This window comes from Catellatospora sp. NPDC049111, assembly GCF_040648615.1.
GTDB lineage: Bacteria > Actinomycetota > Actinomycetes > Mycobacteriales > Micromonosporaceae > Catellatospora > Catellatospora aurea.
In genome coordinates this window covers 25,214-44,515 of sequence record NZ_JBEZEB010000007.1, presented here as the reverse complement: position 1 = coordinate 44,515, position 19,302 = coordinate 25,214, and the positions used below count along the sequence as shown (strand labels likewise).

18 protein-coding genes are annotated in these 19,302 nt (G+C 70.6%); 10 read left to right on the top strand and 8 right to left on the bottom strand.

Features of this window, described 5'->3' with window-relative positions:
- Positions 1-19: 19 nt before the first annotated feature.
- The 3 genes from AB0B66_RS12540 (at position 20) to AB0B66_RS12530 (ending at position 3,469) form a co-directional block, all read left to right on the top strand.
- Positions 20-838 carry a Bax inhibitor-1/YccA family protein gene (locus AB0B66_RS12540; RefSeq protein WP_360527341.1) on the top strand — a complete coding sequence of 273 codons (819 nt, stop codon included), beginning with the start codon at positions 20-22 and terminating at the stop codon, positions 836-838.
- A gap of 167 nt (positions 839-1,005) precedes the next feature.
- Positions 1,006-2,040: an alcohol dehydrogenase catalytic domain-containing protein gene (locus tag AB0B66_RS12535; protein WP_360527338.1), complete on the top strand. Its 1,035-nt coding sequence runs from the start codon at positions 1,006-1,008 to the stop codon at positions 2,038-2,040.
- Between the two features lie 181 nt (positions 2,041-2,221).
- Positions 2,222-3,469, top strand: coding sequence for an EAL domain-containing protein (locus AB0B66_RS12530; protein WP_360527335.1), 1,248 nt, complete (start codon positions 2,222-2,224; stop codon positions 3,467-3,469).
- A 7-nt stretch (positions 3,470-3,476) separates the two neighbouring features.
- Here the strand turns inward: AB0B66_RS12530 and AB0B66_RS12525 are convergent, their stop codons facing one another.
- From AB0B66_RS12525 to AB0B66_RS12505, 5 genes are all read right to left on the bottom strand, one after another.
- Entirely contained in the window at positions 3,477-3,839 is a 363-nt protein-coding gene (locus AB0B66_RS12525; protein ID WP_360527332.1) for a hypothetical protein, read from the bottom strand.
- Positions 3,840-3,868: 29 nt separating this feature from the next.
- Complete coding sequence (locus tag AB0B66_RS12520) at positions 3,869-4,900, bottom strand: nitronate monooxygenase (RefSeq protein WP_360527329.1); 1,032 nt, start codon at positions 4,898-4,900, stop codon at positions 3,869-3,871.
- A gap of 33 nt (positions 4,901-4,933) precedes the next feature.
- Entirely contained in the window at positions 4,934-5,641 is a 708-nt protein-coding gene (locus AB0B66_RS12515; RefSeq protein WP_360527326.1) for an SDR family oxidoreductase, read from the bottom strand.
- 164 nt (positions 5,642-5,805) lie between these two features.
- On the bottom strand, positions 5,806-6,105 hold the full coding sequence (locus AB0B66_RS12510; RefSeq protein ID WP_360527323.1) for a muconolactone Delta-isomerase family protein: 300 nt from the start codon (positions 6,103-6,105) through the stop codon (positions 5,806-5,808).
- 171 nt (positions 6,106-6,276) lie between these two features.
- Positions 6,277-6,858 carry a TetR family transcriptional regulator gene (locus tag AB0B66_RS12505; protein ID WP_360527320.1) on the bottom strand — a complete coding sequence of 194 codons (582 nt, stop codon included), beginning with the start codon at positions 6,856-6,858 and terminating at the stop codon, positions 6,277-6,279.
- 280 nt (positions 6,859-7,138) lie between these two features.
- On the opposite strand from AB0B66_RS12505, the gene AB0B66_RS12500 reads away from it, so the two are divergent.
- Positions 7,139-9,337 carry an MMPL family transporter gene (locus AB0B66_RS12500; RefSeq protein WP_360528231.1) on the top strand — a complete coding sequence of 733 codons (2,199 nt, stop codon included), beginning with the start codon at positions 7,139-7,141 and terminating at the stop codon, positions 9,335-9,337.
- A gap of 154 nt (positions 9,338-9,491) precedes the next feature.
- Positions 9,492-10,433 carry a hypothetical protein gene (locus tag AB0B66_RS12495; RefSeq protein ID WP_360527317.1) on the top strand — a complete coding sequence of 314 codons (942 nt, stop codon included), beginning with the start codon at positions 9,492-9,494 and terminating at the stop codon, positions 10,431-10,433.
- A 55-nt stretch (positions 10,434-10,488) separates the two neighbouring features.
- On the opposite strand, the gene AB0B66_RS12490 is transcribed toward AB0B66_RS12495, so the two are convergent.
- Positions 10,489-11,109, bottom strand: a complete 621-nt coding sequence (locus AB0B66_RS12490) for a methyltransferase domain-containing protein (RefSeq protein WP_360528228.1) — start codon at positions 11,107-11,109, stop codon at positions 10,489-10,491.
- A 194-nt stretch (positions 11,110-11,303) separates the two neighbouring features.
- Positions 11,304-12,764 carry a cellulase family glycosylhydrolase gene (locus AB0B66_RS12485; protein WP_360527314.1) on the bottom strand — a complete coding sequence of 487 codons (1,461 nt, stop codon included), beginning with the start codon at positions 12,762-12,764 and terminating at the stop codon, positions 11,304-11,306.
- A 301-nt stretch (positions 12,765-13,065) separates the two neighbouring features.
- Between AB0B66_RS12485 and AB0B66_RS12480 the strand changes: the two genes are divergently transcribed.
- The 3 genes from AB0B66_RS12480 to AB0B66_RS12470 are packed head-to-tail and all read left to right on the top strand — an operon-like array spanning position 13,066 to position 16,180.
- The gene (locus AB0B66_RS12480; protein WP_360527311.1) at positions 13,066-14,388 is read left to right on the top strand and encodes an ABC transporter substrate-binding protein; all 1,323 of its coding nucleotides are present in this window, start codon (positions 13,066-13,068) and stop codon (positions 14,386-14,388) included.
- Positions 14,388-15,356 carry a sugar ABC transporter permease gene (locus tag AB0B66_RS12475; protein ID WP_360527308.1) on the top strand — a complete coding sequence of 323 codons (969 nt, stop codon included), beginning with the start codon at positions 14,388-14,390 and terminating at the stop codon, positions 15,354-15,356. Before AB0B66_RS12480 ends, AB0B66_RS12475 begins: the two co-directional genes overlap by 1 nt.
- Positions 15,353-16,180 (top strand): carbohydrate ABC transporter permease, encoded by an 828-nt coding sequence (locus AB0B66_RS12470; RefSeq protein ID WP_360527305.1) that lies wholly within the window; start codon positions 15,353-15,355, stop codon positions 16,178-16,180. The genes AB0B66_RS12475 and AB0B66_RS12470 overlap by 4 nt, the downstream gene beginning before the upstream one ends.
- A 104-nt stretch (positions 16,181-16,284) precedes the next feature.
- Here the strand turns inward: AB0B66_RS12470 and AB0B66_RS12465 are convergent, their stop codons facing one another.
- On the bottom strand, positions 16,285-17,829 hold the full coding sequence (locus AB0B66_RS12465; protein ID WP_360527302.1) for a choice-of-anchor P family protein: 1,545 nt from the start codon (positions 17,827-17,829) through the stop codon (positions 16,285-16,287).
- Between the two features lie 248 nt (positions 17,830-18,077).
- Here AB0B66_RS12465 and AB0B66_RS12460 point away from each other — a divergent pair, with 248 nt between their 5' ends.
- On the top strand, positions 18,078-18,707 hold the full coding sequence (locus AB0B66_RS12460; RefSeq protein ID WP_360527299.1) for a HEAT repeat domain-containing protein: 630 nt from the start codon (positions 18,078-18,080) through the stop codon (positions 18,705-18,707).
- 82 nt (positions 18,708-18,789) lie between these two features.
- On the top strand, positions 18,790-19,284 hold the full coding sequence (locus tag AB0B66_RS12455; RefSeq protein ID WP_360527296.1) for a hypothetical protein: 495 nt from the start codon (positions 18,790-18,792) through the stop codon (positions 19,282-19,284).
- The last annotated feature ends 18 nt before the right edge of the window (positions 19,285-19,302 follow it).

Genomic DNA, 19,302 nt, shown 5'->3' with positions numbered 1-19,302 from the left:
TAGACGAAGGAGACCCTGCGTGAAGTCCTCTAACCCGGTGCTCGGGCGGATCACCGCCGCCGCGCAGCAGCCGACCTACAGCGTGCCCGGCGGCCAGCCCTACAGCTACGGCGGCCAGACCTACGAGCAGCCGGCCGGCGGTTACGGCTACCCCGAGACCGTCCAGCACTCCCGCGACGTCATGACGATCGACGACGTCGTGGTCAAGACCGTGTCCCTGATCGGTACGGCGGTGGCCGCGGCCGCCGCCACCTGGATCCTGGTCCCGCCGCAGTCGCTGGGCGTGGTGTGGATCGCCGCGATGCTGGTCGGACTCGTGCTGGGCCTGGTCATCTCGTTCGCCCAGATCACCAACCCGGTCGTCCTGTTCAGCTACGCGATCGTCGAGGGCGTGTTCCTCGGCGCGGTGTCCAAGACGTACGAGACCCTGTGGAACGGCATCGTCCTGCAGGCGGTCATCGCGACCCTGGGCGTCTTCTTCATCATGGCCGCGCTGTACCGGGCCCGGATCGTCCGGGCGACGCCGAAGTTCATGAAGGTCGTGATCGGGGCCGCGGCCGGGCTGGCCGTGGTCATGCTGGTCAACTTCGTCATCAGCATGTTCACCGGCTCGGCCGGTCCGCTGCGCGACGGCGGCGGCATCGCGATCATCTTCTCGCTGGTCTGCATCGTGGTGGCGGCGCTGATGTTCGTGGTCAGCTTCCAGCAGATCGAGGACGGCATCGCCGCCGGGCTGCCGCGCAAGTACGGCTGGCTCGGCGCGTTCGGCATCCTCGTCGAACTCGTCTGGCTCTACCTGGAGATCCTCCGACTGATCTCGTACTTCCAGGAAGACTGACGCCGCGACCAGGCGGCCCGGGTTCTCCCCAGCCCGGGCCGCCGCACGCGGGTACCCGTGCGCATTGCCCGCAATGACCGGATACCGCGGCCGCCCCGCGCCGATACTGATCGTTGGACCAGGTCGGCACCGGCCGGGCCCGCGAGGATCACGGAACGGGGAGAGCCATGCGAGCCACCTTGATCTACGGCGCCGGTGACATCAGGGTCGAGAACGTGCCCGACCCGGTGCTGCACGAACCCACCGACGCCCTGGTACGCGTACTGCGGTCCTGCATCTGCGGCAGCGACCTGTGGCCGTACGGGTCGCGGCCCGCCAGCGAGCAGGGCGACCGCATCGGCCACGAGTTCCTCGGCGTCGTCGAGGACACCGGCGCGGACGTCTCCGGGCTGACAGCGGGCGACGTCGTGGTCGCGCCGTTCGTCTGGGCGGACAACACCTGCGACTTCTGCCGCGAAGGCCTGCAGACCTCCTGCCGGCACGGCGGCTTCTGGGGCGCGAACGGCGTCGACGGCGGCCAGGGCGAGGCGGTCCGCGTGCCCCAGGCCCAGGGCACGCTGGTCAAGCTGCCCGTCGGCGAGGACTCGGCGCTGCTGCCCTCCCTGCTGTCGCTGTCCGACGTGTTCCCGACCGGCCACCACTGCGCCGTGACCGCCGGGGTGGGCCCGCGGACCACGGTGACCGTGATCGGCGACGGCGCGGTCGGCCTGTGCGCGGTGCTGGCCGCCAAGCGCCTCGGCGCGGAGCAGATCATCCTCATGGGCCGCCACCAGGGCCGCACCGACCTCGGGCGGGACTTCGGCGCGACCGACGTGGTCGCCGAACGCGGCGACGAGGGCGTGGCGAAGGTGCTGGAGCTGACCGGCGGCGACGGCACCCACGCCGTACTGGAGTGCGTCGGCCTGCGCCCGGCCATCGAGACGGCGTTCGCGGTGGCCCGGTCGGGCGGCACGGTGAGCCGGGTGGGCGCGCCGCAGTACCCGGAGGTGCCGATGGGCTTCGAGGAGTTCCGGCGCAACGTCACGCTCACCGGCGGCATCGCGCCGGCCCGCGCCTACATCGAGGAACTGCTCCCCGACGTGCTCGCCGGCGAAGTCGAGCCCGGCCGGGTGTTCGACACGGTCATCGGCCTCGACGAGGTTCCCGCGGGCTACCAGGCCATGGCCGACCGCACCGCCCTCAAAGTCCTCATCCGCCCCTGACCGAGTATTTTGCGGGATTTGGATCTGACATAACAGCAATTTCCCTGAAAGTGCAGTCTCCGACGATGTGTAAGTGAAGATCACCATGGGAGTACGCGGAAGTCCCGGGCCGGAGGCTGTTCGGCCGTTAGCCTTACAACCGGCACAAACACACAGATAAGGTGGCGGGACTGGTGACACAGTGACGCAGGACGGGCCCACCGAACTCGACCGCACGGTGACCAAACGTGCCGTCTACCCGGTCTTCCAGCCGGTCATCGCGCTGCGCAGCGGCCGGGTCGCCGGTTACGAGGCGCTGGCGCGCGGACCGGCGGGCTCCGAGCTGCGCAACCCCGCCGAGCTGTTCGCGCAGGCCCAGCGTGCCGGCCGGCTCACCGAACTGGACTGGGTCGCGCGGGCGGCGGCGTTCCGGGCGGCGATGGCCGCGTGCCTGCCGTGGGACGTCCCACTGTTCGTCAACGTCGAGCCGTCCACCATGGGCAGTGCCTGCCCGCCGGGGCTGGTCGACACCATCGACACGGCCATGCGCGAGCTGCAGGTCGTCATGGAGATCACCGAACGCTCGCTGTCCGACGACCCGGCCGCGCTGCTCACCTCCGTGGCCCGGGTGCGCGGCCAGTCGACCCGCATCGCCCTGGACGACGTCGGTGTGAACCCGGCGAGTCTGTCGCTGCTCGCCCTGCTCAGCCCCGAGATCATCAAGCTGGACCGGCACGTGGTGCAGGGCCGCCCCACCCACGAGACCGCGCAGGTGGTCAACGCGGTACTGGCCGAGTCCGAACGCACCGGCGCGATCATCCTCGCCGAGGGCATCGAGACCGAGCGGCATCTGGCGGCGGCGATCTCGATGGGCGCGACGCTCGGGCAGGGCTGGCTGCTGGGACGACCCGGCCCGCTGCCCGGACAGTTCGAGCGGCCGGACACCGACCTGCCGTACAGCACCGCGCCGAACACGGGGGCACGCACGCCGTTCGAGGTCGCCCGGCGGCGGCGCCGCGCCACCCGGGCCACGAAACGGCAGCTCATTCCGCTCAGCAACCACCTGGAGAGTATGAGCGAGCACGCGCCCGAGGCATCGGTGCTGCTCGGCGCGTTCCAGGACGCGAAGTACTTCACCGAGCACACCCGGCAGCGGTACCTGTCCATCGCCGGCAAAGGGGCGCTGACCGCGGTGTTCGGACACGGCGTCACCCCGCAGCCCGCGCCGGGCATCCGCGGCGGCCCGCTGTCGGACGACGACCCGCTGACCGGGGAGTGGTCGGTGATCGTGCTGGGCAGCTACTTCTCGGGCGGCCTGTTCGCCCGGCAGTTGCCGACCACGGCGACCCGCGAGGCCGACCGCGAGTTCGACGTGATCATCAGCTATGACCGGTCGCTGGTCGCCGAGGCCGCCCGCACGCTGCTCAGCAGGCTCGCCCCGGTCTCCTGACCGCGGCTCACAGCTGCGAGACCTGGTAGTGCGCGACGAGCCAGTCGTCGCCGACCCGGCGCACGATGACGCAGAGGTAGACGTTCTTGGTCGGACGGTCGGTGAACGAGAAGTCGACGGCCAGATAGCCCAGCACCACGTCATCGGCGAGGCGGCGGGTCTCCAGCAGGCGGTACGCGGCGGTCATGCCGATCGGCTGGCTGTCGTAGTACTCCGCCACGCCGCCGGGTCCGACCGTGTACGGATGCAGGCCCTGGAAGATCGCGTCGTGGGTGAAGTTCTCCGCGACGCGCTGCGGCTCGTGGGCGTCGACGGCCGACTTCCAGCGGTCGAGCACGGTGGTCAGGATCTGGTCCTCGGCGCCGGTCATGTCGTTCTCCCTCGGGTCGCTTCGTATGGTCAGAGCCGGTCGGCCAGGCCGGTGAGGATCGCGGCGGCCGGTCCGTCCGCGGCCTGCCGGTAGCCGGTGCCCGCCCACAGGTGCACCCGCTCGGGGTCGCCGGCCGCGGCGGCCGCCCGGCGCAGGCCCGCCGTGAGGTGGTGCACGGCGGGATAGCCGTACGGGGCGAGCTCGCCGTACCGGTCGGTGAACTCGTTGCGCAGGGCTCGGGCGGGACGTCCGGTGAAGGCGCGGGTGACGACGGTGCCGGTCCGGTCCGGGTCGGTGAGCGCGGCCCGGTGCACCGCGGAGGTGCCCGCCTCGTCGCTGCGCAGCAGGACGGTCCCCACCGCGGCGGCGTCCGCGCCCGCGCTTACGACGGCGGCCACGTCCTGCGGTGAGGACAGACCTCCTGCGGCGATCAGCGGCAGGTCCACGGCGTGCCGGATGGCCGCGACGAGGTCGGTGAGCGCGGCGGCGGTGACCGGGGCGGACGGGTCGAAGGCACCGTAGTGGCCGCCTGCGGCGGTGGCCTGCACGGCGAGCGCGTCCACGCCCGCTTCCGCGGCCGCCCTCGCCTCGTCGAGGCTGGTCACCGTCTGCACCAGCAGCGCCCCGGTGGTGCGCAGCGCGGCCAGGTCGGCCCGGCTCGGGATGCCGAAGGTCAGGCTGATCACGGGCACCGGCCGGGCGCGCAGCACGTCGAGTTTGTCCTGCCAGTGGTCGTCGTCCTCGACGGGCACCGGGTCCAGGGTGACGCCGTGCCGGCCGGCCTCGGCAGCGAGCAGGTCGGCGTAGCGGCGCAGGGCGGCGGGGTCGATCGGCACGGGGTTGGGCACGAAGAGGTTCACCCCGAACGGCACCTCCGCAGCCCCGACCGTCGTGATCTCCGCGTCGAGCGCCTGGGGCGTCTTGTAGCCGGCGGCGAGGAAGCCCAGGCCACCGGCGCGGGCGGCCGCCACGACCAGGGCGGGCGTGCCGGCTCCGCCGGCCATCGGCGCGGCGATCAGCGGCAGGTCGACGCCCAGCGTACGAATGAATGCGCTGCTCATCGTTCTTCGGCTCCCCGGTGGACGCGGTGCGGCTCAGTGCCCGGCGCTCTGGCCGCCGTCGACGTGCAGGATCTCACCGGTGACGAAGCCGGCGCGGTCGAGGTAGAGGACGGCGTCCACGACGTCGTCCACCTCGCCGACCCGGCCCACGGGGTGCAGGGCGGCGAGCGCGGCGTAGTCGCCGGACGCGTGCATCGGGGTGCGGATGACACCGAGCGCGACGGCGTTGACCCGGATGCCGCGGGTGGCGTACTCGATGGCCAGCGATCGGGTCACCGCGTTGAGCCCGCCCTTGGTGAGCGCGGCCATCGCTGCGGGCACCTGCGAGTTCGCGTGGTCCACGAGGGTGGTCGTGATGCTGACGACGTGGCCGCCGCTCTGGTCGAGCATCGCGGCCACGGCCCGTTTCGTGATCTCGAAGAACCCGCGCAGGTTGACTCCGGTGACCAGGTCGTAGTCCTCGGCGGTGTACTCGGTGAACGGCTTGGCGACGAACACGCCCGCGTTGTTGACCAGCGTGTCGATGCGACCGAACGCGGCGAGGCCCTCGTCGATCACGCGGGCGGCGACGTCCGGGTCGGCGATGTCGCCGGCCACCGCCAGCACCATGGGATCGCTGCTCGGCGGCATCGACCGCGAGTTGGCGACGACGGCGTGACCGAGCTTGCGGTACGCGGCCACCAGCGCCGCCCCGATGCCCTGGGACGCGCCGGTGACCACGGCGACCTTCTGCGTGTTCATGGCATCGTCTCCGTCTGCTGGTCTGCGGCTTGCCAAGCAGCCCGACGCGACCGGCGTCGAACCGGATGCCCTAAGCGTGCGCCCACCTGGCCCGCGAGCGCAGCCGCCTGCCAGGACCCGCGCCCGATCCCTGCGGCTGTGCGCGGGCCAGGACCCGTGCCTGGTCAGCGCGCCGGTTGGCCGGGGTCGTTCGGGTGCGGCGTCAGCGGCGTGACGTGCTCGGTCCGCCAGGCGCGCAGCGGCATCGACGCGAGCACGGTCTCCAGCTGGTCCGCGTCGTCCGCACGGAACAGCCCCCAGGTCCGCCACTCCCCCGGGGCCAGCGGGGGCCGCCACAGCCGCAGCAGGCTACCCTGCGCCACCAGCTCGGCCGACCGCGCCGCCTCGCGACGGCGCATGTCGGCGACCCCCTCCTCGGTGGTGCCCTCCGGCACCGTGGTCCGCATGTCGACCATGTATTCCATCGCCGCGCTCCCATCGCCGCCCAGCCGCCCCGTGTCGCGGCCGGCCACCAAGACCGTCGGACTTGCCTGGCACCTGTGCGTATCCACGCTCAAGATACGCGCAGGTGCCAGGCACATCGGACGATCTTGAGCGTACGCGGCGCGGGACCGGGGCGTGGGCGGCGGGCGGAGTCAGGGTTTGCGGGCGCGCAGGCCGAGGATGCGGCGGCCGGCGGCGAGCAGGTGGTGGCGCAGCACGTCGGCGTCGTGGTGCTGCATCACGGGCGAGGAGGCGGTGGTGGCGATGCCGGCCAGGGCGAGCGTCGCGTTGATCTCGGCTTCGGCGGAGCCGTCGAGGGCCATCAGCTCGCCGGGGCGGCGGAACAGCTCCATCACGTCCGGGTGGCTCTGCAGCGCGCTGGTGACGCCGGGGTCCGTGCCGATCATCGCGATCAGGCCGCGGTGCTTGACGGTCAGGTCGACCAGGCCCGACAGCATCGCATCGGCCCGCGCCGACGGGGTGCGCTGCGCCTCGGCGGCGGCGATGATCGCGTGCATCTCCTCGATGGCGGGCTGGATCACCGCGGTCAGGATGTCGTCACGGGTCTTGAAGTGGTGGTAGACGGCCGCCTTGGTGACCCCGAGGGTGTCGGCGATCATCTGCAGCGACGTGCCGGCGAAGCTGTGCATGGCGAACAGCCGGCAGGCCTCGTCCAGCAGGCGCTGCCGGGTGCGCTCCGGGCCGCGCGAGTCGGCGTGTGTCGCAGCTCTCACGGCACCCTCCTTACCAGATCAACGACGGCGGGGGAAGTCACCCGTCCTGAGCAAATCTAGCTGATCAGCAGCCTTCCGCCTAGCCGGTCGACAAGCTGGAAACCAGCCGATCGGCAAGCTGAAAACTTGCCGATCGACAGGTTCATTCCTTGCCGATCGGCTTGCTCACTCCTTGCCGAACGGCTAGGGTCGGCCCTGGTGCGGCGACCCCTGAACATGCACGTGAACAGCATGTTTCGCCGCGATGACAGCCACCCATCCCTCGTTTGGAGTACTCGACGTGGCGACCTTCCTCTACCGGATCGGCCGGTTCTCCTACCGCCGACGCTGGCTCGTCCTCGGCCTCTGGGTGCTGCTGCTCGGACTCGCCGGGGCCGGCGCGGCGACGCTTTCCGGCAAGATGTCCAACGACTTCAGCATTCCGGGCACCGAGGCCCAGCGGGCCATCGACCAGCTCGGCGAGCGTTTCCCCGAGGCCCACGCGGGCGGGGCGCGGGCCCGGGTCGTGTTCGCCGCGCCCGAGGGCAAGACGATGACCGACCCGGACATGCAGGCGGCCGTCGGCCGCGTGGTCGGCGCGCTGAACACCGCGCCCCAGGTCGCGCGGGTGATCGACCCGTACACCGCGAAGACCTTCTCCCCCGACCTGCGCTACGCGTTCGCGCACGTCACCTACGGCGTGCAGGGCATGGAGCTGACCGACAGCGACCGGGCCGCGCTGCTCGACGCCGCCGCCCTCGGCCGTGACGCGGGGCTGACCGTGGAGGTCGGCGGCGACGCGCTGCGCGCCAACCCGAAGACCGGCGTCGTCGAGGTCATCGGCATCGCCATCGCCGCGCTGGTGCTCATCGTCACGCTGGGTTCGCTGGTCTCCGCCGGGCTGCCGCTGCTCACGGCGATCGCCGGGATCGGCATCGGCCTGTCCGGGGTCGCCATCGCCTCGCGCTTCGTCGACATCAACTCCAACAGCCTGATCCTGGCGCTGATGCTGGGCCTGGCCGTCGGCATCGACTACGCCTTGTTCATCGTCTCCCGGTTCCGGCACGAGCTGCTGGTGCGCAAGGACGGCGCGGAAGCCGCCGGGCGGGCCGTCGGCACCGCCGGCTCGGCCGTGGTCTTCGCCGGGCTCACCGTCATCATCGCGCTGGCCGCACTGACCATCGTCGGCATCCCGCTGCTGGCCGGCCTGGGCCTGTCGGCGGCGGCCACGGTCGCGGTGGCGGTGCTGGTCGCGGTCACGCTGCTGCCCGCGCTGCTCGGCTTCACCGGCGACCGCCTGATCAAGGGCCGGCTGTTCGGGCACGCCACCCCCGATCCGGAGTCCGACAGCGGCCCGGTCCCGATGGGCGAGCGCTGGGCCCGGTTCGTCGTGCGGTTCCGCATCCCGGTGCTGGTGCTGACCGTGGCCGCACTGGGCGTGCTCGCGATCCCGGCCGCCGACCTGCGCCTCGGCCTGCCCGACGACGGCATGCAGTCCGCCGACACCACCCAGCACAAGGCGTACGACATGGTCACCGCCGGGTTCGGGCCGGGCTTCAACGGTGAGCTGGTGGTCGTGGCCGACCTGCCCGAGGGCGCCGACCCGCAGGCCGCCGTCGGCCAGCTCGTCCCCCGCCTGTCCGCAGTGGACAACGTGCTCTACGCCGCCCCGAACGGGGTGAGCCCCGACGGGCGCACCCTCCTGCTCGCCGTCATTCCGAAGACCGGGCCGAACGACGAGGCCACCGCCGACCTGGTGCACACGCTGCGCGACGAGCGGGCGGCGATCACCGCCGGGACCGGCGCGACCATCGCGGTCACCGGCGTCACCGCACTGGCCATCGACGTGTCCACCCGCCTCGACGAGGCGCTGCTGCCGTACCTGTCGGTCGTGGTGGGGTTGGCGTTCCTGCTGCTGCTGCTCGTGTTCCGGTCGGTGCTGGTGCCGCTGAAGGCGACGCTCGGCTTCCTGCTCAGCGTCGCGGCGACGTTCGGCGCGGTGGTCGCCGTGTTCCAGTGGGGCTGGCTCGGCGACGTGTTCGGCGTGCAGGAGACCGGGCCGATCATGAGCATGCTGCCGGTGCTGCTCATCGGCATCCTGTTCGGCCTGGCCATGGATTACCAGGTGTTCCTGGTGACCCGGATGCGCGAGGACTTCGTGCACGGCGCGCCGGCCCGCGACGCCGTGATCACCGGCTTCCGGCACGGCGCCCGGGTGGTCACCGCCGCCGCCATCATCATGATCAGCGTCTTCGGCGGGTTCGTGTTCTCCGGTGAGACGCTGATCCAGTCGATCGGCTTCGCGCTGGCGTTCGGCGTGCTGGTGGACGCGTTCGTGGTCCGCATGACCATCGTGCCGGCGCTGATGTCGCTGCTCGGCCGGGCCGCCTGGTGGCTGCCGCGCTGGCTGGACCGCATCCTGCCCAACGTGGACGTGGAGGGCGAGAAGCTGCGCCCGGCCGAGGAGCCGGTGCGCGAGCCGGTCACCGCCGGCGTCTGACGGACGAACGGCCGTGGCGTACGGGCCTCTCCCGTATGCCACGGCCGTTCGCCGTGTTCGTCCCGCGTTGCCCGCTCTGACCGCTCGGCATAGCCTGCACTCGACGATCTTCGGGCACCAGGCCCACATCGTCGTGATTGCGGGGAGGACACACATGCGACTTGGTGCACGACTGGCGACCTCGGTAGCCCTGGTGCTCGGGCTACTGGCGCTGACCGGACAGGCGGCTCAGGCCGCCTACTACAACACGTACACCGACATCGCCGACACACCGAACACCAGCTGCTGCACCGGTGTGCAGGGTTTCGCCGCCGGATCGACCTACCTGTACTCCGTCAAGAACCACACCAATGTCGACGACGTGTCCGTCATCTACCGGGTCAACAAGACCACTGGCGAGCGCGTGCTGATGACCAACGGCACGAACGGCGGAACGACGAACACCTGGCTCGGGCACGGCAACGATATGACGATCGTCGACATCGACGCCCAGCACCACCTGTTCGTCGTCACCATGAAGGAGAACGGGCCGCAGCTCGTGCGGCTGCGCTACGACGGCACCACCTATTACCACGCCGGGTCGTACCAGATCCGGCTCAACGGGGCCGCCTTCGCGCCGTCCGGGATCAACCGGGTGTCGGTCAGCGGCACCACGATCACGTTCCTGTTCAAGAGCGGACGCACGATCTACAACGGCAGCCTGCCGCTGCGCGCCTCCTCCGGGACCGTCGACCTGACCAAGGCATTCGACCTGCAGGTCGAGGGTGCCCTGGTCAACGGCGCCCCGGTGGCGGATCTGGGGACCTTCCTCACCCAGGGGATCTTCTACGACGCGGCCAAGAAGGTCCTCTACTACCCGCTGACCAAGGACAACCGCAGCATCGTGCTGGTGTACCGGAACGTGTCTCCGACGACGACCGGCACCGCGCCCGCCGCCACCGACCTGTCCTTCCGCATCACCTCCTCGGCGTACTCGGAGCTGTTCGAGATCGAAGGCGTCGGGATCAGCGACGGCAAGCTGTACTTCAACACGAACCGGGCCAGCGAGACCGCCGCCGCTGACGGGGTGCACGTGTTCAACGGCTACGTGGCCTGACCCACGCCGGGCCGGGACCCGCTGCGGCGCGATCGAGCCCAGCGGGTCACCCGGTTCAGCTCCGGCGGACCGCCGTCAGCACGGCGTCGTGGATGGTGACCGGGTTGCCGTCGGGGTCGGTGACCTCGCGGCCGGGGGTCTCGGCGCGGATGTCCCAGTCGCGCTCGTCCAACGTGGCCGCGACCTGCTCCGCCGTGAACATCAGCTCCGGCAAACGGGGGCGGCCGATGGTGGTGTCCAGGTCCGACGGGTGGTGCCCGACGATCAGGAGCGTGCCGCCGGGACGTACCGCTGCGGCCAGGCGACGGTGCAGCGCCTCCAGCGCGGGCCGGGGCAGGTGCATGAACTGCGCCGACACCAGGTCGTACTGGACGGGCGCGGGATCCCAGGACAGCACGTCGACCTGCTGCCAGCTGATCCGGTCGGCGACCTGCTCGCCCCGCTCGACGGCGTGCGCGGCGGCGCGCCCCAGCGCCACGGTGGACACGTCGACGCCGGTGACCCGCCAGCCCTTGCCGGCCAGCCAGACGGCGTCGGCGCCCTCGCCGCTGCCGACGTCGAGCGCGTCACCCGGCGCGAGCCCGGCGACGGTGGTGACCAGGTGCGGGTTCGGGTTCCCGCTCCACACCCGGTCCTTGGAGCCATACCGCTCGTCCCAGAACTCCGCGGTGAACATGATCTCGATCGGTTGCTGCTCCTGCGTATCGGCCACGGTGACCACCTCCACCCCCACCCTGCCGCCGCACCCTGCCAACCCGCAAACAACCTTGCCATTACAGCAAAACGCCACCATCCCGGTCGATCATGAACTTATGGCAGCGACACGCCGTCGAACCCTGCCATAAGTTCATGATCAACGCGGTAGGAGGGTTAGAAGTCGTCGGGGGTGCGGATGCGGTCTCGGATCCAGGAGCCGGCGGGCTTGAGGCGGGTGGTGCCGGAGAACTGGCCGGTGGCGCAGGTGTTGGTGGTGAAGACGGCGCCGGAGCGCAAGTCGTCGGAGTAGTTCCAGTTGACCCAGCTGACCTTCTTGGCCGCCATCAGGTCGAGGTAGCGCTGGGCGTTGGTGAAGTCGTTCGGGCCGTCGCCGGTGGCCTGCTGGGTGCCGAACTCGGTGACGAACATCGGCAGGGTGTCCACGGCCTGGGCGAACGTGTTGTAGTACACGGTGCCGTGCGAGGCGGCGTAGAAGTGGAAGACGTACATCAGGTTGCCGGCGGTGACCGGGTTGGCGGTGATGGTCGCGACGCCGTTGCCGTCGCCGGACACCGACAGCGAGGACCAGTCCGGCGTGCCGACGAGAACGACGGCCTCCGGGTCGCGCTGGCGGATCACGGGGATGACCTGGTCGGCGTAGCTCTTGATGGCGGACCAGCTGACCTCGCTGGGCTCGTTGGCGATCTCGTACAGCACGTTGACCTTGTTCGCGTGGCGCTGGGCGATCTCGGCGAAGAACGTCTTGGCCCGGTCCAGGTTGTAGTTCGGGTCACCGGGGTCGAGCATGTGCCAGTCGACGATGGCGTACATGCCGCGGGCGGTGGCCAGCTCGATGTAGTTGTGCACCAGGTCCGTGAACCGGCGCGGGTCGGTCTCGTACCCGTCCTCCTGGATGTACATGGAGATGCGCAGCACGTCGGCCTTCCACTCGTTGGCCAGCACGTCCAGCGAACCCGCGGTAGCGCAGTTGGCGTACCACTGGATGCCGTGGGTGCTCATGCCGCGCAGTTGGATCGCCTTGCCGTTCTTGTTGCACAGCTGCCGCCCGCACACGCGCAGCTGGCCGTTGGCGGCCACCGGGGTGCCGGGGTTCGCGGTCGGGCTGGCGCTGGGGCTGGCCGAGGGCGATGCCGAAGGTGACGGCGGCTTCGAGGGCGACGCGGACGGTGACGGCGGGCGCGGCGACGAGGCCGACGGGCTGGGCTGGGTGCCGCCGGTGCACGGCTGGCCGTTGAGCAGGCAGCCGGTGGGGCTGCCGGAGCCCGCGCCGATGAAGCCGAAGACGACGGACGCGCCGGGGGCGATGGTGCCGTTCCAGGACAGGTTGGCGAAGACGACCTGCTGGCCGCTGCCGGAGCGGGCGGCGTCCCAGTGCGAGCTGATGGTGGTGCCGGCGGGCAGGGTGAACGAGACCTGCCAGGAGTTCAGCGTGCTGCTGCCGCCGTTGGTGATCGTGTAGCGGCCCTCGAACCCGGAGCCCCACTCGGACACCTTCGTGAAGGTGGCGGTGGGGGTGGTCGCCGCACTGGCGGAGCCGACCGCGACGGCCAGCGACACCGCCGCCAGCACCGACACCGCACCGGCGACCAGGGCGTTTCTCAGTTTCCGTGACATGCGCGCCTCCACGGGCGGGGCGGGACCGCCCATCTGTTAGGAAAACTAACTTACTATCTACCACCCTAAGTTCGTCGATGCGAGACCGTCAAGCCGAGGCGACTTAATGATCGCTTAAATCAACCTTCACCAGCCTTGGAGCCTGACCCCCAACGGATCCGCGGGATCCACATCAGACAATGGGAGCGTGTCCAGCCAGCACGGATCCCTCCGGCGGGTGTTGACAGCGGTGCTCGCACGCTCGATCCTCGACGCATTAGTTAGTCAATCTTCCTAACAGTGCTTAGTGAGGAGCGGACACGTGTTCACCACTCATAAATCCCGGCTGCTGCTGGCCGCGCTGGCGGCGGGCCTGCTGGCCACGGCCGCCTGCACGCCCGGCGAGCAGGCCGCGCCCCTGGCCAGTCCCGGTGTCGAGGCGTCCGGCGAGGTCGAGCTGTGGCACTTCTTCACCGACCGCGAGGCGAACGCGATCGCCGAGATCGTCAAGGACTTCGAGGCCAAGCACCCCAAGGTGAAGGTCACCGTGAAGGGCGGCCAGGACGACACCAAGATGCTGCAGGCCATCGGCGCGGGCCAGGGACCTGACGTCGGCCTGAGCTACTCCACCGACATCGTCGGCAAGTTCTGCTCGTCGGGCGCGTGGACCGACCTCACGCCGTACCTCCAGCGCGACGGGATCGACCTGAAGCGCTACCCCGAGGTGATCCGCTCCTACACCGAGTTCCGGGGCAAGCGGTGCGCGATGCCGTTCCTCGCCGACGTGTACGGGCTGTACTACAACAAGGCGATCTTCGCCGAGGCCGGCGTCGCCGGGCCGCCGAAGACCCTGGCCGAGCTGACCGAGCTGGCCAAGAAGCTGACGGTACGCAAACCCGACGGCACCATCGAACGTGCCGGTTTCCTGCCCTCGTTCGGCTTCTACGAGAACTCCCCGTCGCACCTGGCCCCGATGGTCGGCGCGAGCTGGCTCAACACCGACGGCACCTCGGCCATCGGCAGCGACCCGAAGTGGCAGGAGCTGGTCCGCTGGCAGAAGGACCTGGTCGACTGGTACGGCTACGACAAGCTGGAGAAGTTCCGGGCCGGCCTGGGCGACGAGTGGTCCGCTGACAACGCCTTCCACAAGGGCAAGGTCGCCATGAACATCGACGGCGAGTGGCGCATGGCGTTCCTGCGCGACCAGGCCAAGGACGTGCAGTTCGGCGTCGCGCCGCTGCCGGTGGCCGACCCGGCCCGTTACGGTGGCGGCTACGTCACGGGCAACGTGATCGGGGTGTCGCGCACCGCGAAGAACAACGAGGCCGCCTGGGCCCTGGTGCGCTTCCTGACCACCGAGACCGCCGCGATCGTCAAGCTGAGCAACGGCATCCGCAACGTGCCCAGCACCACAGACGCGCTGACCAGCAAGGACCTGGTGGTGGACCCGGAGTTCCAGGTGTTCCTGGACATCTTCGCCCACCCCGCCACGGTCACCACGCCGCCGAGCGCGGTCGGGGCCGCGTACCAGGAGGAGCTGTCCGGGTTCCTGCAGTCCTATCAGTCCGGCACGGTCACCGACCTGGCGGGCGGGCTGAAGAAGGTGGATCAGCAGATCGACAACCTCGTCAAGCTGGCGGGCTGATGTCGCTGCCGCTGCTCGGGGGTGCGGGTCCGTCCCGCACCCCCTCCCCCAGGCTCACCCGGCTGCGGCGCAGGCTGACGCCGTACGCCTTCGTCGCCCCCACCCTCGCCGGGCTCGCGCTGTTCCTGGTCTACCCGCTGGTGTCGGCGGTGTACTTCTCGTTCACCCGGTTCAACCTGATCCAGGCCCCCGAGTGGGTCGGGCTGGACAACTGGCGGTTCCTGTTCGAGGACGACAACGTCGTCCGGGCGGCGAAGAACACGCTGTGGCTGGTCGTGGTGATGGTGCCCGCGCGCATGCTCGGCGCGCTGCTCACCGCGCTGCTGCTCAACCAGGTCAAACGGGCCCGCGGGGTGTACCGCACGCTGTTCTACCTGCCCGCGCTCGCCCCGCCGGTCGCCGCGACGCTCGCGTTCGTGCTACTGCTCAAGCCCGGCACGGGTCCGGTGAACACGGCACTGTCGGCGCTCGGCGTCGAGAACCCGCCGCTGTGGTTCAACGACCCCGCCTGGGCGAAGCCGTCGCTGGTGGTGCTGGCCATGTGGGGCATCGGCGACCTGATGATGATCTTCATCGCGGCGCTGCTGGACGTGCCCGCCGAACTGCACGAGGCCGCCTCGCTCGACGGCGCGGGCAGCTGGCAGCGCTTCCGGTACGTGACGCTGCCCAGCATCTCCCCCGTGCTGGCGTTCGCGGCGATCACCGGGATCATCGGCACGCTGCAGTACTTCACGCAGGCTGCCGTCGCCGCCAGTGTCGCCTCCGGGCAGGTCACCGGCGGCGGCGGCATCTCCGACACGTTCGGCTACCCCGAGGGCTCGACGTTCACCTATCCACTGTGGCTGTACGTGGTCGGCTTCCGCTATCACGTGCTCGGGTACGCCAACGTGCTGGCCGTGGTGCTGTTCGTGGTCTCGATGACCGCGACCGTGCTGCTGCTGCGCCGGTTCAAGGAGTTCACCCGGTGACCCGACGTAACGTCCTGCTCTTCGTCGCCCGGCACGCGATCGCGATCGCGCTGTCGGTGATGTTCCTGGCCCCGGTGGTGTTCCTCGGGCTGACCTCGTTCATGACCAGCGCCCAGACGCTGACCTCGCAGCTGTGGCCGACGTCGTGGCACCCGGAGAACTACGCCGAGGCGTTCGCCAAGGCCCCGCTACTGCGCTACCTGCTCAACACCCTGCTGTACGCGGCACTGGCCACCGGCTTCATGCTGCTGGCCAGCGTGCCCGCCGCGTACGGACTGGCCAAGCTGCGCTGGCGGGGCCGCTCGGTCACCATGGTCGCGATCGTCTGCATGATGATGCTGCCCCCGCAGGTCACCACCGTGCCCCTGTACCTGTTCTGGGCCGACGCCGGCCTGACCGGCTCGCTGTGGCCGCTGATCCTGCCGATGCTGGCCGGTGACGCGTTCTCCATCTTCCTGCTGCGCCAGTTCCTCGTCACCATCCCCGACGAGTATCTCGACGCGGCCCGCGTCGACGGCGCCGGCGAGTGGCGCACGCTGCTCAAGGTCGTGCTCCCGATGGCCCGCCCCGGCATCGCCGCCGCCGCCATGTTCCAGTTCTTCTACGCCTGGAACGACTACTACGGCCCCCTCCTCTACACCAGCGAGAACGAGGCCAACTGGACCGTCTCCCTGGGCCTGGCCAGCTTCCGCACCATGCACCACGTGGAGTGGCACCTGGTCAGCGCCGCAACCATGCTCACCATGATCCCGGTAGTGATCCTCTTCTTCTTCGCCCAGAAAGCCTTCGTCCAGGGCGTCACCCTCACCGGCGTCAAGGGCTGACCTCCACCCCTTGAGCGACGATCTTGCGCGAACTGTGGGGATGACACGCTCGATTCCGGCGTATCGGCAACAGTTCGCGCAAGATCTCGCGATCTTCAGCAGGGCTAGCCGATGTAGCAGCTGCCGAGGACGATCTGCTGGGTCACGATGCCCAGGAGGCCGAGGACCTCGACGCGGACGGCGTTCTGGACCAGGCGGCCGCCGGGACCGGTGGTGCTCTCGTTGAGGTGGACCGTGGCGACGCCGGGGATGCCGATGGTGGCCGGGCCGGCGCTGATCGGGGTGCCGTTGATGGTGCCGACGACCTGCGAGGAGCGGTTCACGCCGCTACCGCTGCCCGTGCAGGTGCTCGAAATGGCACTGAGCTGGACGGCCCCGCCGAGCAGCGTCGCCCCGTCCACCGAGGAGAGCGCGGTGGTCGTGCCGCCGGCGGCGGCGCAGCTCGCGTTCAGGGCGCCCGTGGTCACCAGCGGGGGCAGGTTGACCGCGACCTGGGTCTTGGTCGCGCCGGGCGGGCAGACCGCCTCCGGGGTACGGGGGATCTTGACCAGGCCGGCCGCCTCCAGGGCGAACGCGCCACCGGGGCCGTTGACGACGACCGTGTGGCAGTCGGTGACCTGGCCGGCCCCGCCGCCGTCGGTGCCGTTGGCGCGTACGCAGATCTCGTGGCTGCCGATGCCCAGCGCGGGGGTGGCGACGCTGTAGTTCACGTTCACCGGTCCGTCCTGCGGGAGGTCGGGGGTGATCGCGGCGTTGCCGATCGGGGTGAACGCCCCGCCGTCGACCTGCATCGACAGGGTGCTGAGGCTGGACCCGATGACGCCGGGCAGGATCGCCGGCAGCGAGCCGACGTCGGTGACCTGCACGCAGTGCCCGCCCGGGACCGTCGCGGCGGTGATCTGCTCCAGGCTGCCCTCGTTGTTCGGTCCGGCGTTGGTGCAGTTCGAGCCGCTGCCCACGGCGAAGGTGTAGATGTCGATGTCGTCCGGGATGCCCGCGAGGGGCACGGTGATGCTGCCGCCGCCGACCGCGAAGCCGTCGGACATGAATACGACGATCTTGCGGGCCCGGGTGGAGGCCTCGGCGACGGTGCGCGCCTTGGCGATGGCGTCGGCGAAGTTCGTCTGGCCGCCGCCGACGTTCTTGTTGGTGAACGTGGCGACCCCGTTGATGAAGGTCGACGAGATGACCTCTTCGATGTCGCGTACGCCGTCGGTGTCGCCGTCGGTGGCCGGGCCGGTGAGCAACTGGTCGCCCGCGCCGGGCTGCACGTCGGCGGTGGCCGCGGTGACGCCGAAGGCGACCATGCCCACGTCGCCGATGGTGCCGCTCTGCGCCTGGGCGTTGAGGGCCAGCCCGGCGGCGATCTCGCACTGCAGGATGTTGCCGCAGCTCGGGGCACCGGGATTGCCGGTGCTGCTGGAGGCGTCCAGCACGTAGATGAGCGACGTGTCGGCCACGGGGACGCCGGTGCCCACCGAGGCGGTGCCCGTGACGGTGACCGGGCCGGGCGCGACCTCGGCGCCGTCGGCCGGGGTGGCGATGGCGACGGCGATGCTGGTGCCGCCGGGCAGGTTGCCGTCGACGGCGAATGCGGGTGTCGCGACCAGTGCCGAGGCCGCGACGAGTGCGATGAGCGCACGCTTCAAGGCACACCTCCATGAATCGGAATCAATGCGAATTTCGATGCTAGAGATCGTTACACCGCGTCGAGGTGGCACAGATGAGACATCCCATACCATTGATGATCTGCTATGGCAGAGCGTGCGCGGCCCACCTCTGCGTGCCCCGGCGGTAATCCGATCGGGGGAGGGCGCATACGCCCTATCGAGTGATCGGCGGCGCAGTGTTCAATGATCCGGTGGGAATCGCCAGGAGTCGCCGGAACCTCGGCCGCATGCAGCAGGAGTCGACCTTCGACGGCGGTGGCGCGTCCGCGCCGCGGCCCGACGGGCCTGTTCCCGATCCGGCGTTCGACGAACGCCCCGCGGGCGACGAGCACTGGGGACCCTTCGCCCGCCGGCTGCAGGCGACCCGCGACCCGCGCGCGCTTCCGGCGCTGCTGGAAGCACACGACACCCTGCGCCGCGAGCCCCGGTTCTGCTGCGTGGGCGCGGTCCGGGCGGCTCTCTACGAGATCGCGACGGCGCGCGAGAACGCCCACAGCGCGCAGGTCGCCGACCTCGTCGACCGGTGGTGGAACTCCACCGACCCGTGGGAGGAGATGGTCGCGGTCGCGGCCCGCGCGGGCGGCCAGGAGGAGACCGAACGGCCCGCACTGCTGGAGAAGGTGCGCTCGGCCCGCCCCACGGTGATGACGGCGGCCATCGAAGGCCTGTGCGGCATGTCCGACGCCGCCGAGATCGAGACACTGCGCGACGTCGTCAGCCGCCCCGACCCGATGCTGCACTGGGCGCACCAGGCCGCGGCCCGCCGCCTCGCCGAGATCGGCACCCCCGAAGCCGAAGCCGCCCTGGCGCAGCGCTTCATCGACCCCGACGGCCTCTGGAGCGACAAACCGGCCTGATTCTGCCCCGGCCGGTGCCTGAGGTCGGCGTGCTCGCGCCCTCAAACCGCATCGGGCGGCCCGTTGTGGCAGATTGCCGGGAATGGATGCAGAACCGACCCGGATCGGCGTGACCGGACACGTCGGCCTCACCGCGCAGACCGCGGCCCTCGTCGCCGCGGCGCTGCGCGAACTGCTGGCCGGGTACCCGCCGGCGGAGCTGACAGGCGTGTCCTGCCTGGCGGCGGGCGCGGACACGATCTTCGCTGAGGCGGTGGTGGCGCACGGTGCGCGGCTGGAGGTCGTGCTGCCCTCAGCCGACTACCGGGCGCGGAAGGTCGCCCCGGAGCACGCCGCGGCATTCGACCGGATGGCCTGGCATGCCGCGTCGGTGCGGGTGATGCCGCATGAACGGGCGGGCCGGGCCGCGTACGAGGATGCCAACGCCGCCATGCTGGCCCGTTGCGACCTGCTCGTCGCCGTGTGGGACGGGCAGCCGGCCGTCGACCAGGGCGGCACCGCGGCCGTGGTGGCCCAGGCGCACGCGCTGGGCCTGCCGGTGGTGGTGGTCTGGCCCGACGGGTCCCGCCGCGCCTGAACCGGCCGCGCGGCTCGC

Coding starts and splice junctions, on each gene's coding strand:
- AB0B66_RS12535 (WP_360527338.1), top strand. CDS start 1,006: ATGCGAGCCACCTTGATCTACGGCGCCGGTGACATCAGGGTCGAGAAC.
- AB0B66_RS12525 (WP_360527332.1), bottom strand. CDS start 3,839: ATGACCGGCGCCGAGGACCAGATCCTGACCACCGTGCTCGACCGCTGG.
- AB0B66_RS12520 (WP_360527329.1), bottom strand. CDS start 4,900: ATGAGCAGCGCATTCATTCGTACGCTGGGCGTCGACCTGCCGCTGATC.
- AB0B66_RS12515 (WP_360527326.1), bottom strand. CDS start 5,641: ATGAACACGCAGAAGGTCGCCGTGGTCACCGGCGCGTCCCAGGGCATC.
- AB0B66_RS12510 (WP_360527323.1), bottom strand. CDS start 6,105: ATGGAATACATGGTCGACATGCGGACCACGGTGCCGGAGGGCACCACC.
- AB0B66_RS12495 (WP_360527317.1), top strand. CDS start 9,492: ATGCGACTTGGTGCACGACTGGCGACCTCGGTAGCCCTGGTGCTCGGG.
- AB0B66_RS12490 (WP_360528228.1), bottom strand. CDS start 11,109: ATGTTCACCGCGGAGTTCTGGGACGAGCGGTATGGCTCCAAGGACCGG.
- AB0B66_RS12485 (WP_360527314.1), bottom strand. CDS start 12,764: ATGTCACGGAAACTGAGAAACGCCCTGGTCGCCGGTGCGGTGTCGGTG.
- AB0B66_RS12475 (WP_360527308.1), top strand. CDS start 14,388: ATGTCGCTGCCGCTGCTCGGGGGTGCGGGTCCGTCCCGCACCCCCTCC.
- AB0B66_RS12460 (WP_360527299.1), top strand. CDS start 18,078: ATGCAGCAGGAGTCGACCTTCGACGGCGGTGGCGCGTCCGCGCCGCGG.
- AB0B66_RS12455 (WP_360527296.1), top strand. CDS start 18,790: ATGGATGCAGAACCGACCCGGATCGGCGTGACCGGACACGTCGGCCTC.